This window comes from Pseudoduganella lurida (assembly GCF_007830455.1).
Classification (GTDB): domain Bacteria; phylum Pseudomonadota; class Gammaproteobacteria; order Burkholderiales; family Burkholderiaceae_D; genus Rugamonas; species Rugamonas lurida.
The window spans coordinates 226,668-241,307 of sequence record NZ_VLLB01000003.1; the positions used below are offsets into that span (position 1 = coordinate 226,668).

At 67.0% G+C, this 14,640-nt stretch carries 14 protein-coding genes; 8 read left to right on the plus strand and 6 right to left on the minus strand.

Annotation, left to right across the window (positions count from 1 at the left end; translation table 11 throughout):
• Positions 1 to 19: 19 nt before the first annotated feature.
• The 5 genes from kdpB to IP91_RS10485 all read left to right on the plus strand — a co-directional run bounded on the left by kdpB (position 20) and on the right by IP91_RS10485 (position 6,916).
• Entirely contained in the window at positions 20 to 2,086 is a 2,067-nt protein-coding gene (kdpB, locus tag IP91_RS10465; protein WP_145649266.1) for a potassium-transporting ATPase subunit KdpB, read from the plus strand.
• A 9-nt stretch (positions 2,087 to 2,095) separates the two neighbouring features.
• Complete coding sequence (kdpC, locus tag IP91_RS10470; RefSeq protein WP_145648919.1) at positions 2,096 to 2,671, plus strand: potassium-transporting ATPase subunit KdpC; 576 nt, start codon at positions 2,096 to 2,098, stop codon at positions 2,669 to 2,671.
• Positions 2,672 to 2,689: 18 nt separating this feature from the next.
• Positions 2,690 to 5,395 carry a DUF4118 domain-containing protein gene (locus tag IP91_RS10475; protein WP_145648920.1) on the plus strand — a complete coding sequence of 902 codons (2,706 nt, stop codon included), beginning with the start codon at positions 2,690 to 2,692 and terminating at the stop codon, positions 5,393 to 5,395.
• Complete coding sequence (gene kdpE / locus IP91_RS10480; protein WP_145648921.1) at positions 5,388 to 6,092, plus strand: two-component system response regulator KdpE; 705 nt, start codon at positions 5,388 to 5,390, stop codon at positions 6,090 to 6,092. The genes IP91_RS10475 and kdpE overlap by 8 nt, the downstream gene beginning before the upstream one ends.
• Before the next feature lie 89 nt (positions 6,093 to 6,181).
• Positions 6,182 to 6,916 (plus strand): TorF family putative porin, encoded by a 735-nt coding sequence (locus IP91_RS10485; RefSeq protein WP_145648922.1) that lies wholly within the window; start codon positions 6,182 to 6,184, stop codon positions 6,914 to 6,916.
• Between the two features lie 195 nt (positions 6,917 to 7,111).
• Here IP91_RS10485 and IP91_RS10490 read toward each other — a convergent pair whose 3' ends face one another.
• The 4 genes from IP91_RS10490 to IP91_RS10505 all read right to left on the minus strand — a co-directional run bounded on the left by IP91_RS10490 (position 7,112) and on the right by IP91_RS10505 (position 10,413).
• Positions 7,112 to 7,627: a cobyrinic acid ac-diamide synthase gene (locus IP91_RS10490; RefSeq protein WP_145648923.1), complete on the minus strand. Its 516-nt coding sequence runs from the start codon at positions 7,625 to 7,627 to the stop codon at positions 7,112 to 7,114.
• A gap of 169 nt (positions 7,628 to 7,796) precedes the next feature.
• On the minus strand, positions 7,797 to 8,966 hold the full coding sequence (locus tag IP91_RS10495) for a vWA domain-containing protein (RefSeq protein WP_145648924.1): 1,170 nt from the start codon (positions 8,964 to 8,966) through the stop codon (positions 7,797 to 7,799).
• Entirely contained in the window at positions 8,966 to 9,553 is a 588-nt protein-coding gene (locus IP91_RS10500; RefSeq protein ID WP_145648925.1) for a GNAT family N-acetyltransferase, read from the minus strand. The genes IP91_RS10495 and IP91_RS10500 overlap by 1 nt, the downstream gene beginning before the upstream one ends.
• A complete protein-coding gene (locus tag IP91_RS10505; protein ID WP_145648926.1) occupies positions 9,550 to 10,413 on the minus strand; it encodes an AAA family ATPase in 864 nt (287 codons plus the stop codon). Before IP91_RS10505 ends, IP91_RS10500 begins: the two co-directional genes overlap by 4 nt.
• Before the next feature lie 227 nt (positions 10,414 to 10,640).
• Here IP91_RS10505 and IP91_RS10510 point away from each other — a divergent pair, with 227 nt between their 5' ends.
• Both IP91_RS10510 and IP91_RS10515 read left to right on the plus strand, forming a co-directional pair.
• Positions 10,641 to 10,961 carry a c-type cytochrome gene (locus IP91_RS10510; protein ID WP_145648927.1) on the plus strand — a complete coding sequence of 107 codons (321 nt, stop codon included), beginning with the start codon at positions 10,641 to 10,643 and terminating at the stop codon, positions 10,959 to 10,961.
• Positions 10,962 to 10,972: 11 nt separating this feature from the next.
• Positions 10,973 to 11,317, plus strand: coding sequence for a c-type cytochrome (locus IP91_RS10515; RefSeq protein WP_145648928.1), 345 nt, complete (start codon positions 10,973 to 10,975; stop codon positions 11,315 to 11,317).
• 119 nt (positions 11,318 to 11,436) lie between these two features.
• Here IP91_RS10515 and IP91_RS10520 read toward each other — a convergent pair whose 3' ends face one another.
• Together IP91_RS10520 and IP91_RS10525 are read right to left on the minus strand one after the other, a co-directional pair.
• Positions 11,437 to 11,865: a DUF1841 family protein gene (locus tag IP91_RS10520; protein WP_145648929.1), complete on the minus strand. Its 429-nt coding sequence runs from the start codon at positions 11,863 to 11,865 to the stop codon at positions 11,437 to 11,439.
• A 121-nt stretch (positions 11,866 to 11,986) separates the two neighbouring features.
• Complete coding sequence (locus IP91_RS10525; protein WP_145648930.1) at positions 11,987 to 12,619, minus strand: RNA pyrophosphohydrolase; 633 nt, start codon at positions 12,617 to 12,619, stop codon at positions 11,987 to 11,989.
• Between the two features lie 216 nt (positions 12,620 to 12,835).
• Between IP91_RS10525 and IP91_RS10530 the strand changes: the two genes are divergently transcribed.
• Positions 12,836 to 14,572 (plus strand): proline--tRNA ligase, encoded by a 1,737-nt coding sequence (locus IP91_RS10530; RefSeq protein ID WP_145648931.1) that lies wholly within the window; start codon positions 12,836 to 12,838, stop codon positions 14,570 to 14,572.
• The last annotated feature ends 68 nt before the right edge of the window (positions 14,573 to 14,640 follow it).

Below are 14,640 nucleotides of genomic sequence, written 5' to 3' on the forward strand. Positions count from 1 at the left end.
TCTCATGTCAAGGAATCCCATGACACCCGGCAGCCTGTCGCTGTTCGACCGCAAGCTGGCCGTGCCCGCGCTGGCGGACGCGTTCCGCAAGCTGCACCCCCGCGTGCAGCTGCGCAGCCCGGTCATGTTCGTCGTCTATGTCGGCAGCATCCTCACCACACTGCTGGCCTTCCAGGCCGCCGGCGGCAACGGCGAGGCGGATGCCGGTTTCATCGCCACCATCGCCATCTGGCTGTGGTTCACGGTGCTGTTCGCGAACTTCGCCGAAGCGCTGGCCGAGGGCCGCAGCAAGGCGCAGGCGGCATCGCTGCGCGCCCTGAAACAGCAGGTCACCGCGAAGAAACTGGCCACGCCGCGCTACGGCACCACCTGGCTGCCGGTGCCGGCCACCGACCTGCGCAAGGGCATGACGGTGCTGGTGGAAGCGGGCGACGTGATCCCCGCCGATGGCGACGTGATCGAAGGCGTGGCCTCGGTCGACGAAAGCGCCATCACGGGCGAATCGGCTCCCGTCATCCGCGAATCGGGCGGCGACTTCTCGTCCGTCACGGGCGGCACCCGCGTGCTGTCGGACTGGCTGGTGGTGCGCGTCTCCGTCAATCCCGGCGAGGCGTTCATCGACCGCATGATCTCCATGGTGGAAGGCGCCAAGCGCCAGAAGACGCCGAACGAGATCGCGCTGACGATCCTGCTGGTGGCGCTGACGATCGTGTTCCTGGTGGTGACCGTCACGCTGCTGCCGTTCTCGATCTTCTCCGTGGGGGCGGCCGGCAGCGGCACGCCGGTGACGGTGACGGTGCTGATCGCGCTGCTCGTCTGCCTGATCCCGACCACCATCGGCGGCCTGCTGTCCGCCATCGGCGTGGCCGGCATGAGCCGCATGATGGGCGCCAACGTGATCGCCACGTCCGGCCGTGCCGTGGAAGCGGCCGGCGACGTGGACGTGCTGCTGCTCGACAAGACCGGCACCATCACGCACGGCAACCGCCAGGCCGCCGAGTTCATCCCGGCCTCCAGCGTGACGGCCGCGCAGCTGGCCAGGTCCGCCCGCATGGCATCCATGGCCGACGAAACGCCGGAAGGCCGCAGCATCGTCGTGCTGGCGCGCCAGAAGTTCGACCTGCATGAAAGCGCCGACACGACGGAGAACGTGACCTTCGTCGAGTTCACCGCGCAGACGCGGATGAGCGGTGCCGACATCGGTGCACGCCAGGTGCGCAAGGGCGCCGCCGACACGGTGCGCCGCTACGTGGAAGAGCGGGGCGGCCGCTGGCCGGCCGAGGTGGCGCGCGCGGTGGACGATGTGTCGCGCCGCGGCAGCACGCCGCTGGTCGTCGTCGACGATGGCCAGGTGATGGGCGTGGTGGAACTGAAGGACATCGTCAAGGCCGGCATCCGCGAGCGCTTCGCCGAACTGCGCAAGATGGGCATCCGCACCGTGATGATCACGGGCGACAACAAGCTGACGGCCGCAGCGATCGCCGCCGAAGCGGGTGTCGACGACTTCCTGGCCGAAGCCACGCCGGAAGACAAGCTGAAACTCATCCGCACCTCGCAGGCCGAAGGCCGGCTGGTGGCGATGACGGGCGACGGCACCAACGATGCGCCGGCGCTGGCCCAGGCCGACGTGGCGGTGGCCATGAACAGCGGCACGCAGGCAGCAAAAGAGGCCGGCAACATGGTCGACCTGGATTCGAACCCGACCAAGCTGCTGGAGATCGTGGAGATCGGCAAGCAGATGCTGATGACGCGCGGCGCGCTGACCACGTTCTCGATCGCCAACGACGTGGCCAAGTACTTCGCCATCATCCCGGCTGCCTTCGTGGGCACCTATCCGCAGCTCAAGAGCCTGGACGTGATGGGGCTCACCAGCGCCAATTCCGCCATCCTGTCCGCCGTGATCTTCAATGCGCTGATCATCGTGTTCCTGATCCCGCTGGCATTGAAGGGCGTGAAGTACCGCGCGCTGGGTGCCAACGTGCTGCTGCGCCGGAACATGCTGGTGTATGGCCTGGGCGGCCTGGTGCTGCCGTTCATCGGCATCAAGCTGATCGACCTGGTGCTGACCGCACTGAACCTCGCTTAAGGAATGATGATGACTTCGATTTTTCGTCCCGCCCTCGTGGTGTTCGGCACGCTGACGCTGGTGTGCGGCATCGTCTACCCGTATGCCGTGACGGGCATCGGCAAGGCGGCGTTTGCCGACCAGGCGTCCGGCAGCCTCGTCACGCATGGCGGCAAGGTGGTGGGCTCGCGCCTGATCGGCCAGTCGTTCACGTCGCCGCAGTATTTCTGGGGCCGTCCATCGGCCACCGGACCGATGCCCAACAATGGCGCCGGCTCCGGCGGCTCGAACCAGGGCCCGCTCAATCCAGCGCTGGCCGAGGCCGTGAAGGGCCGCATGGCGGCGCTGCGCGGGGCTGACGCAGGAAACGCATCACCTGTTCCGGTGGATCTGGTGACGGCATCGGCCAGTGGCCTGGATCCGGACATCAGCCTGGCCGCTGCGCAGTACCAGGTGGCCCGGGTGGCGCGCGTGCGCCAGGTCGATGCGGCGCGCGTGCAGGCGCTGGTGGACCAGCATGCCGAGCGGCCCCTGTTCGGCTTCCTGGGCGAGGCGCGCGTGAACGTGCTGGCGCTGAACCTGGCGCTGGACAGCGCAGCCAAATAAATCCGCTACACTCCGGCCATGCTTCCCATCGACAGCCAACGTCCCGATCCCGATGCCCTGCTGGCGCAGGTGCAGGCGGGCGAACGGCGCGCCACGCGCGGCCGGCTGCGCATCTATTTCGGCGCGTCGGCCGGCGTGGGCAAGACATTCGCGATGCTGTCGGCCGCGCGCAAGCTGCAGGCCGAAGGGGAGGGGAAGAAGATCCGGCCCCTGGTGGGCATCGTGGAAACACACGGCCGCGCCGATACGGCGCAGCTGCTGGACGCGCTGGACGTGCTGCCCCTGAAACAGGTGGCATGGCGCGGCAAGGCGCTGCCGGAGTTCGACCTCGATGGTGCGCTGGAACGCCGGCCGGACCTGATCCTGGTCGACGAGCTGGCCCATTCGAACGCGCCCGGCTCGCGCCACCCGAAACGGTGGCAGGACGTGGACGAGCTGCTCGATGCGGGCATCGACGTGTTCACGACGGTGAACGTGCAGCACCTGGAAAGCCTGAACGATGTCGTCGGCGGCATCACGGGCATCCGCGTGGCCGAAACCCTGCCCGATACCGTGTTCGACCACGCCGACGAAGTGGTGCTGGTGGACCTGCCGGCCGACGAGCTGCTGGCGCGCCTGAAGGCCGGCAAGGTGTATGGCGCGGTACAGGCCGAGCGGGCGGCGCAGAACTTCTTCCGCAAGGGGAACCTGATCGCGCTGCGCGAGCTGGCGCTGCGCCGCACCGCCGACCGCATCGGCGACGACGTGCAGGCCTACCGCGTCGAGAAATCCATCGGACCGCTGTGGCAGTCCGGTGTCGCGCTGCTGGCCTGTGTGGGCCCGCAGCCCGGCGGCGAACACGTGGTGCGCAGCGCGGCGCGGCTGGCCGGCCAGCTGAACGCCGCATGGCATGCCGTGTACGTGGAAACACCGTCGCTGCAGCGCCTGCCGCCCGCGCGCCGCGAACAGATCCTGCAGACGCTGAAGCTGGCGCAGGACCTGGGCGCGACGACGGCCGTGCTGGCCGGCGACGACGTGGGCGCCGCCATCGCCCACTACGCGCTGGAGCAGAACATCGCCAAGGTGGTGCTGGGCCGCTCGGCCTCGCGCTGGCCGTGGCGCCGGTCGAACCTGCGCCGCATCGCCGACCGTGCGACGGCGCTGGACCTGGTCGAAGTCGCCGGGCCGGCGCGCGCCGCGACGAAGGCGCCGGCCACCCTGCAGGCCATCGGCGGCCTGCTGGACGACCAGGCCGACTGGCGCGCCTACGGCCTGGCCGCCTTCGTGTCGGTGGCGGTGGCCGCCGCCGGCATCCCGCTGGCCAGCGCGATCGACGTGACCAATATCGCCATGCTGTCGCTGCTGGCCGTGCTGCTGATCGCGTTCCGGCTGGGGCGCGGGCCGGCGGTGCTGTCCAGCTTCATCGGCGTGGCGGCGTTCGACTACCTGTTCGTGCAGCCGCGGTTCTCGTTCGCCGTGAGCGACCTGCAGTACCTGATCACGTTTGCCGTGATGCTTGCGGCGGGCCTGATCACCAGTCACCTGACCTCCGGGCTGCGCTTCCAGGCGCGGGTGGCGTCGCACCGCGAGGAACGCGCGCGGGCGCTGTACGAATATGCCCGCGAGCTGACGGGCGTGCTGCAGACGGAGCAGGTGTACGAGATCACGCAGCGCACCTTGGCCCAGGCGTTCCGCGCGCGGGTGCTGTTGCTGCTGCCCGATGCGGACGGCCGCCTGGAATGGCCAGGCGCTGCGGGCGAGGAGGCGCCGGACATGGGCATCGCACAATGGTCGTTCGACCGCGCCGAGCCGGCCGGCTTCGGTACCGATACGCTGCCGTCGTCGCCGCTGTTCTACCTGCCGCTGGTGGCGCCGATGCGCACGCGGGGCGTGCTGGCGCTGGCGCCCAGTGACCGCCGCTGGCTGCTGATCCCCGAGCAGCGCCGCCAGCTGGACACGTTTGCCGCGCTGGCCGCCATCGCGCTGGAACGCGTGCACTACATCGACGTGGCGCAGGGGGCCCTGGTGCAGATGGAATCGGAGCGGCTGCGCAATTCGCTGCTGGCGGCGCTGTCGCACGACCTGCGCACGCCGCTGACGGCCCTCGTCGGCCTGGCCGAATCGCTGGCGCTGTCGAAGCCGGCGCTGACGCCCTCGCAGCTGGAGACGGCGCGCGCGCTGCAGGAAGAGACCGTGCGCATGAGCACCCTGGTGACGAACCTGCTGGACATGGCCCGCATCGAAAGCGGCACGGTGCACCTGAACCTGCAGTGGCAGGCGATCGAGGAGACGGTGGGCAGCGCGCTGCGCGCCAGCCGCACGCTGCTGGGCGGGCACAAGGTGCTGACCCGGCTGCCGGCCGATCTGCCCCTGGTGCGCTACGACGCGGTGCTGATGGAGCGCGTGCTGTGCAACCTGCTGGAGAACGCGGCCAAGTACACGCCGCCGGGCAGCACGATCACGCTGTCGGCCCGCACGCGGGCGGACAAGCTGGAAGTGACGGTGGCCGACAATGGCCCCGGCCTGCCCGCCGGCCGCGAGGAAGCGATCTTTGAAAAATTCACGCGCGGCGAACGCGAGTCGGCCAAGCCGGGTGTCGGCCTGGGGCTCGCCATCTGCCGCGCCATCGTGGGAGCGCATGGCGGCGAGATCGGCGCGCAGCGTGCCGAGGATGGCGGTGCCGCCATCGTCATCATGCTGCCGTTGGGCACACCGCCTGCGCTGCCTGAGGAATCTTATGAGTGACAAGTTACTGCCGACCGCGCTGCTGGTCGAAGACGAGCCGCAGATCCGCCGCTTCGTGCGCCTGGCGCTCGAGGAAGAAGGCTGGAACGTGCAGGAATCCGTGACGCTGCAGCGGGGGCTGATCGATGCCGGCACGCGCCGGCCCGACATCGTCATCCTCGACCTGGGCCTGCCCGATGGCGATGGCGTGGACCTGATCGCCGACCTGCGCAAGTGGTCGCAGGTGCCGGTGATCGTGCTGTCGGCGCGCGTCAGCGAGGAGGAAAAAATCCGCGCCCTCGATGCCGGCGCGGACGATTACCTGACCAAGCCGTTCGGCGTGGGCGAGCTGCTGGCGCGGGTGCGCGCGATGGCCCGGCGCCGCCGCGTGCCGGAGCAGGACAGCAACGGTGTCGTGCAGTTCGGCGACGTCAAGGTGGACCTGCAGGCACGCATGGTCACGCGGGAAGGCCAGATGGTGCACCTGACGCCCACCGAGTACCGGCTGCTGTCGGTGCTGGTCAATAACGCCGGGCGCGTCGTCACGAATCCGCAGCTGCTGCGCGAGGTGTGGGGGCCTTCCCACGCCGAGAACGGCCACTACCTGCGCATCTACATGGGCCACCTGCGCCAGAAGCTCGAGCGCGATCCGGCCCAGCCCGTGCATCTGCTCACCGAGACGGCGGTCGGCTACCGGCTGCTGCTGATGCCCGGCTAACCCTTTTATTTTGCAGCACCCGGCCAGCTGCGCCGCCGCACTCGATGCGCCGGCGAAGGCCCCGTTCGTCCTTAATTTTGAAAGACATCATGAAACGACTGATTTCAGGCTCCCTGTTCGCCATCGCCTTTGCTGCCACCGCCCATGCACAGGAGGCGGCCAAGCCCGCCAGCGAGGTGAGCTTCAACGTGGCCGGCGTCTCCGACTACCGCTACCGCGGCATCTCGCAGACGCGGCTGAAGCCCGCGCTGCAGGGCGGCGCCGACTGGGTCGACAACGTCAACGGCTTCTACGTCGGCGCGTGGGCATCGACCATCAAGTGGACGAAGGATGCCGGTGGCGATGGCAGCGTGGAGATCGACGTCTACGCCGGCAAGCGCGGCACGCTGGGCGGCGAGGTGTCGTACGACGTGGGCGTGCTGGGTTATGCGTATCCGTCGAACGACCTGCATCCGGACGCGAACACGCTGGAAGTCTACGGCCAGCTGGGCTATGGCCCGGCCACGCTGAAGTACTCGCACGCGGCGACCAACCTGTTCGGCTTCAGCGACAGCAAGAACAGCGGCTACCTCGACGCGGCCGTCAACCAGGACATGGGCCAGGGCTGGATCCTGAACCTGCACGCCGGCCGCCAGAAGGTGCGTCACCACGATGCCGCCAGCTACACCGACTACAAGGTGGGCGTGACGAAGGACTTCGGCGTCGTCACCGTCGCCCTGGCCTGGATCGGCACCAACGCCGACAAGGCCGCCTACGCCTCGCCCGTCAACGGCAAGTTCACCGGGCGCGATGCCGCGGTGCTGACCGTCTCGAAGGTGTTCTAAGTCACCAGAGCCGAGCCCGTGTCCACCCTGGGGTCAGACCCCGACATGGACACGGACTCAACCATAATTCACGCACCGTGTTCCTGCTGAATCCAGCACCCTGATTCGGCTTGGTCGAGATCCGTCCTGGAAATGCAGATGAGCTCGTGTCCATGTCGGGGTCTGACCCCTAGGTGGACACGAACTGGGCGGTAGTCAGTTGCGGAAGACGCTGGCGAACAGCGCTTCGCCGCTGGCGGAGAGTTCGGCGCCGGGGAGGGTGCGCTGGAGGATGGTGGTGGCGCAGGCGGCGTCGGTGCCGCAGGGCTGGTCGCAGGGGACGATGACGATGCGCAGGCCCGGGTTGAACAGGCGGGCGTTGGCGATGCGGTCCGCCAGGCGGATGGCGCGGGCCGGATCGTTGTGGACTGCGTCGGCCGGCACCACGACCACGCGCGCGGCGATCAGCGCGGCGCGGCTGCCCAGCGAGTCGCGGCCGTCGGCATCGACGACGATGTCCTGGAAGCGCATGCCCAGGTTCTCCAGCTCCGCACCGACGCTCTTGCCGTTGACGCATTTCGCGGCCACCGGCAGGGGCGGATGCGGATGCGGCTCGGAATCGGCATCGACCAGCAGCACCTTGCGGCCCGACAGGCTGCGGTGCGCGGCCAGCCGTTCGGCCAGTGCCAGCTTCGCGTTGCAACTGCCTTCGCTGACGATGGTGACGATCATGGTTGCACCACCTGGGGTGCGGCAGCGCAGGCCTGCAGGGGCAGGGGGGCAGGGGGAACGGCGTCGGGCATGATGTGCTATCGGAGTTGGACTGGATTCACGATAGCAGCGGGCGCATATCGATTGCGTAAAGAGATGGGCAGCCGCTGTAAAAGGAATGAAAAGACGGCTACTTCGCCAGCGCGCGCATCGCCCGTTCCAGCCCGTCGAGGGTGACCGGGTACATGCGGTCGTTCATCAGCTGGCGGACGATGGCGATCGACTGGCGGTACTGCCAGTACGGTTCCGGCTCGGGATTGAGCCAGGCGAATTTCGGGAACGCGTGCGTGAAGCGGCCCAGCCAGGTGGCGCCGGCTTCCGGGTTGTTGTACTCGACGGAGCCGCCCGGCTGCAGGATCTCGTAGGGGCTCATGGTGGCATCGCCGACGAAGATCAGCTTCGTGTCGGGCGGGTACTTGCGCAGCACGTCCTGCGTGGGGAAGCGTTCCGCGTTGCGACGGCGGTTGTTGCGCCACAGGTGATCGTAGACGCAGTTGTGGAAGTAGAAGAAGTCCATGTTCTTGAACTCCGCCTTGGCGGCCGAGAACAGCTCTTCCATGCGTTCGACATGGTCGTCCATCGAGCCGCCCACGTCGAACAGCATCAGCACCTTGACGTTGTTGCGGCGCTCCGGCTGCATCCGCAGGTCCAGCCAGCCGGCGTTGTTGGCGGTGGCGCGGATGGTCTGGTCCAGCGCCAGTTCCTCGGCCGCGCCGGTGCGGGCGAAGCGGCGCAGGCGGCGCAGCGCCACCTTGATGTTGCGGGTGCCCAGTTCCTTGTCCGAGTCGTAGTCGCGGTAGGCGCGCTGTTCCCACACCTTGACGGCCGTCCGATCGCCGCCTTTGCCGCCGATGCGTATCCCTTCCGGGTTGGTGCCGCCATGCCCGAACGGGGACGTGCCGCCCGTGCCGATCCACTTGCTGCCGCCTTCGTGGCGTTCCTTCTGCTCCTTCAGCAGCGCGGCCAGCCGGTCCATCAGCCTGTCGTAGCCGAATTTCTCCAGCGCGGCGCGCTGCTCGTCCGTCAGCTCGCGCTTCATGCGCTGCATCAGCCAGTCCAGCGGGATGGCTTCCTTGCCGCCGATGGCCGTCTCGATGCCCTTGAAGTACAGGGCAAACGCGCGGTCGAAGCGGTCGTAGTGGGCTTCGTCCTTCACCAGGGCCAGGCGCGCGAGGTAATAGAAATCGTCGAGCGACTGCGTGACGACGCCCCGTTCCAGCGCCTCCAGCAGGGTCAGGAACTCCCGGATGGTGACGGGGATTTTCGCGTCTTTCAGCGTGAAGAAGAAGTCGATCAGCATCAGCGGCGCTTCTGCAGCAGGTGGTCGAGGTGGGCGCGGATTTCCGGCCATTCGCCGCGCGCGATGCTGTACATGACGGTGTCGCGCACCGTGCCGTCGCGGCGCAGCGCGTGGTGGCGCAGCACGCCATCCTTTTTTGCGCCCAGCCGTTCGATGGCGCGCTGCGAGGCATGGTTGAAATTGTCCGTGCGCAGGCCGACCAGGGTGCAGCCGGCCGTCTCGAACGCATGCGCCAGCAGCATGCGCTTGCAGCTGGTGTTCACGTGGCTGCGCTGGTAGCGCTGCGCATACCAGGTGTAGCCGATTTCGGCGCGGCCGATCGCCGGCACGATGTCGTGGAAGCTGGTGGACCCCATGACCTCTCCCGTGGCGGCATCGAGCACGGCAAACGCTACCCGCGCGGGACGCATCTCGATGGCGGTGGCGATGTAGGCCTCCACCTGCTCCGGTTCGGGCACCGAGGTCACGCGCAGGTTCCACAGTTCGCCATCGCTGGCGGCGCGGCGCAGCCCTTCCGCATGCTCCGGTCCCAGCGGCACCAGGCGCACGCCGTTGAACTCCAGCGTGACGGGGGCGATGGCGATCATCGGTTGGTCCTCGCCATGTAGACCAGGCGCTCGAACAGGTGCACGTCCTGCTCGTTCTTCAGCAGCGCGCCGTGCAGCGGCGGCACGATGGCTTTCGCGTCCTTGCTGCGCAATGCTTCGGGCGGGATGTCTTCGGCCAGCAGCAGCTTGAGCCAGTCGAGGAATTCCGAGGTGGACGGTTTTTTCTTCAGGCCGGCCACGTCCCGCACCTCGTAGAAGGTCTGCAGCGCCTGGGCCAGCAGCTCCTGTTTCAGGTTCGGGAAGTGCACGCGCACGATGGCTTCCAGCGTGTCGCGATCCGGGAAGGCGATGTAGTGGAAGAAGCAGCGGCGCAGGAACGCATCCGGCAGCTCCTTCTCGTTGTTCGACGTGATGATGACGAGCGGCCGGTGCTTCGCCACCACCATCTCGCGCGTTTCGTAGACGTAGAACTCCATGCGGTCGAGTTCGCGCAGCAGGTCGTTGGGAAACTCGATGTCGGCCTTGTCGATCTCGTCGATCAGCAGCACCACGGGTTCCGGTGCCGTGAAGGCCTGCCACAGCACGCCCTTGACGATGTAGTTATGGATGTCGCGCACCCGCTCGTCGCCCAGCTGCGAATCGCGCAGCCGCGAGACGGCGTCGTACTCGTACAGGCCCTGCTGCGCCTTGGTGGTGGACTTGATGTGCCACTGCAGCAGCGGGCGGTCCAGCGCGGCGGCCACTTCCTCGGCCAGCATCGTCTTGCCGGTACCCGGTTCGCCCTTGACGAGCAGGGGACGCTGCAGGGTGAGGGCGGCGTTGACGGCCAGTTTCAGGTCATCGGTGGCGACGTAGTGCTGCGATCCCTCGAAGCGCGGGGCGGACGGCGAAGCGGACATGGGCGAAATCCCGGAGCAAAAAAATCCAGTATAGGGCATCCGGAGGGGCACCGAGGGCCGCGCCTGTGAACGCCAGGGCAACTTTGTAGACTCTCGTAAATAGCTAGGTTAGAATCGGCGATCGGTAGTATGACAGTCAAGTATTGGTGCAAGCAGCAAGGGGACCGTGGAGACGGCGCACAGAATGAGTCCCCTCCGATTATCTTTTTTGATTCGACTAGCCACCCATGACCAAACTCCCTGCAGTGCTCGTCATTGCCTGTACATCCCTTGCTGCACAGGCGGCGGACATCGTCGGCAATGCCGCCGCCGCGCCGGCCAAGATCGAGATGTGCATCGGCTGCCACGCCATCCCCGGCTACAAGGCCACCTTCCCCGAAGTGTTCCAGGTGCCGAAGATCGGCGGGCAGAACGCGAAGTACATCGAGACGGCGCTGAAGGCCTACCAGAAGGGGGACCGCAAGCATCCGTCGATGAAGGGCATCGCCACCAGCCTGTCCGACCAGGACATCGCCGATATCGCGGCCTACTATTCGAAGCAGAAATGAGAGCGCCCACGATGAAAAACATTCTGCTCGCTCTGGCCTGCTGCCTCGCCACCGCCACCACCGCTCTCGCCGGCGGCAACGTCAGCAACGGCAAGGCGCTGGCCGAGAAATACGCCTGCGCCACCTGCCACGGCAAGGACTTCAACTCGCCGATCGACCCCAGCTATCCGAAGCTGGCGGGCCAGCACCGCGACTACCTGGCGCACGCGCTCACCGCCTACAAGCGAGGCGACGCCGCCAACGGCCGCAACAACGCCATCATGACGGGGCAGGTGAAGCCCCTGTCGAACCAGGACATCCAGGACCTGGCCGCGTATTTCCACAGCCTGCCGGGCACTATGGTCAATCACCGCTGACAAGGGCCCGGTGCGTGTCCCGGTGCCTGGCACCGGGACATAGGTGCCAGGAACTGCGCTGCTCGGCTCGTGTCACAGTGCCTGACCCCATGTGACACGAGCTCGGCTGTTCAGCCGGCTCAGGCGCCGACGCGGCGCTTCACGGCTTCGAGGTACGCCTCGCCATCCGGCGGCAGCCCGCTGCGCTGCGATTTCCAGATCATCTCGCCCAGGCACTCCATGATTTCATGCTGCGCATCGTGCGGCGACGTCTTGCGGGCCAGCGCCTCGTAGGCGGCGCGGATGCCGCGCGGCGAGTCGATCGACACCTGCTCGGAGATCGACAGGTGCATCGACAGGTGCAGGAAGGGGTTGGCCTGGCCGCCCTCGACGGAGTAGTCGCGTGCCACGGCCGCTTCGGCATCGGCCAGCGCCTCGTCGTATTCCGGGTGCATGCGCAGCCAGTCGAGCGCCATCGCTTCGAGCGGCGTCAGGATTTCGTTGGCGCGGTCCTTGCGAAAGACTTCGCAGAAGAAGCGGCGGACATCGTGGGAGGAGGGCGTGAACATGGGAGGAAGAATGCCGGCGCGAGCCGGGCATGTACAAGGACGCGTCGTGCAAAGACGCATTGTACAAAGAAACCACGGCCGGCGCAGGAGACCCGCGCCGGCCGTCAGGCGGGATGCGCCGTCAGGACTTCTCCGACCCCGTCAATGCCGAGCCATCGCAGCCGACGATTTCCTGCGGTGCGCCCGCCACCGCGCCCGGCTGGCGTCCGCCCTGGCCCTGCTGGCCGCGGCCATGCGGCTGGCGCAGGTAGCGCGCGGCATGACGCCGTTCGCCGTGCGGCGGCCAGGTCAGGAAGCGGGACAGCTCCTGCAGCGCGCGCTGGTAGACATCGCGCTTGAACTCGATGACGACATCGAGCGGCACCCAGTACTCGTGCCAGCGCCACGCATCGAACTCCGGATGATCCGTCAGGCGCAGGTTCACCTCGTTGTCGCGCGCGCACATGCGCAGCAGGAACCAGATCTGCTTCTGGCCACGGTAATGGCCGCGGATTTCCCGCTTGATGAAGTGATCCGGCACCTCGTAGCGCAGCCAGTCGCGCGTGCGGCCCACGATCTTCACGTGCTCCGGACGCAGGCCGATCTCTTCCTGCAGCTCACGGTACATCGCCTGTTCGGGCGTTTCACCGTACTTGATGCCTCCTTGCGGAAATTGCCATGAGTGCTCGCGCACCCGCTTGCCCCACCACACCTCATTCTGGGCGTTCAGCAGGATGATGCCGACGTTGGGGCGGAACCCTTCCCGATCGAGCATAGTGCACCTCAAAACTTTCTGCGGCCGACGCAGTCCCTACATCATCCTCTTACATTCCTGCCCACGAGTCTGCCCGCCAGCACCACCCCCGCGCGGCGGAGGCGGACGACGGGCCCGCAATTGAACGCAATTGTATAAATGATGGATGCATCAGCCAGCTAATCCTTTAAAATTAGGCTGATTATAACCCTCTCTTTTTGAAAAGAATTCACTGATATGCGTGCGTCACGGTTTTTTATTTCCACACTTAAAGAAGCGCCTTCGGACGCTGAAATCGTCAGCCACAAACTGATGATGCGGGCCGGCATGATCAAGCGCCTGGGTTCCGGCATCTACACGTACATGCCGATGGGCCTGAAAGTGATCCGCAAGGTGGAGGCGATCGTGCGCGAGGAGATGAACGCCGCCGGCGCCATCGAGCTGCTGATGCCGCTCGTGCAGCCTGCCGAGCTGTGGCAGGAAACGGGCCGCTGGGACAAGATGGGCCCGGAGCTGATGCGCGTGAAGGACCGCCACGGCCGCGAATTCGCCATCCAGCCCACCTCCGAGGAAGTGATCACGGACGTGGTGCGCGGCGAAATCAAGTCCTACCGCCAGCTGCCGCTGAACTTCTATCACATCCAGACCAAGTTCCGCGACGAGCGCCGCCCCCGCTTCGGCCTGATGCGCGGCCGCGAGTTCACGATGAAGGATGCGTACTCCTTCGACCGCGACCTGGCCGGCATGCAGAAGTCCTACCAGATCATGTTCGATGCGTACACCAAGATCTTCACGCGCTTCGGCCTGAAATTCCGCGCCGTGGCGGCCGACAACGGCGCCATCGGCGGCACGGGTTCGCATGAATTCCACGTGATCGCCAGCACCGGCGAGGACGCCCTGGTCTACTGCCCGACGTCCGACTACGCGGCCAACATGGAGGCGGCCGAGGCGCTGGCCACGGGCACCCGTCCCGCCGCCACGGCCGAGCTGGTGAAGACGTCCACGCCGAAAGCGAGCAAGTGCGAGGACGTGGCGAAGCTGCTCGGCATCGACCTGGCGCAGACGGTGAAGACCATCGCGCTGACGGCCGAAACCGAGAAGGACGGCAAACTGGATAAACAGTATTTCATGCTGCTGCTGCGCGGCGACCATGAGCTCAACGAGATCAAGGCGTCCAAGGTGCCGGGCCTGACGGGCACCTACCGCTTCTCCAGCACGGAGGAAATCGCCGAAGTGTATGGCTGCGTGCCGGGCTTCCTGGGCCCGATCGGCACGCAGGCGCCGGTGACCGTCGTGGCCGACCGCGCCGTGGCCAACCTGGCGGACTTCGTCACGGGCGCCAACGAGGCGGACTTCCACTACACGGGCGCCAACTGGGGCCGCGACGTGGCCGAACCGCACATCACGGCGGACCTGCGCAATGTCGTCGAAGGCGATGCGTCGCCGGACGGCAAGGGCGTGCTGGCTATCGAACGCGGTATCGAAGTGGGCCACGTGTTCCAGCTGGGCACCGCGTATTCGGCGGCGATGAACGCCACCTTCCTCGATGAAAACGGCAAGCCGGCACCGCTGCAGATGGGCTGCTACGGCATCGGCGTGACGCGCATCCTGGGCGCCGCGATCGAGCAGAACTTCGACGACAAGGGCATCGTCTGGCCGACCGCCCTCGCGCCGTTCGAGCTGGTGCTGTGCCCGATGGGCATGGACCGCAGCGAAGCGGTGAAGGAGGAGACGGAGAAGCTGTACGCTGCCGCGCTGGCGGCCGGCATCGACGTGATCGTGGACGACCGCGGCCTGCGTCCCGGCCAGATGTTCGCCGACTGGGAACTGATCGGCGTGCCGCACCGCGTCGTCATCGGCGACCGCGGCCTGAAGGAAGGCAACCTGGAATACCAGGGCCGCCGCGATACGGAAGCGACCAGCGTGCCGCTGGCCGACATCGTGGACTTCATCAAGGGCAAAGTGCAGCAGTGACGCGGGGGCGCTCTCACCGGAGGGATGGCGGTGGCAACGCCGGCGGCCGCGAACGCCGCCGGTGGTGG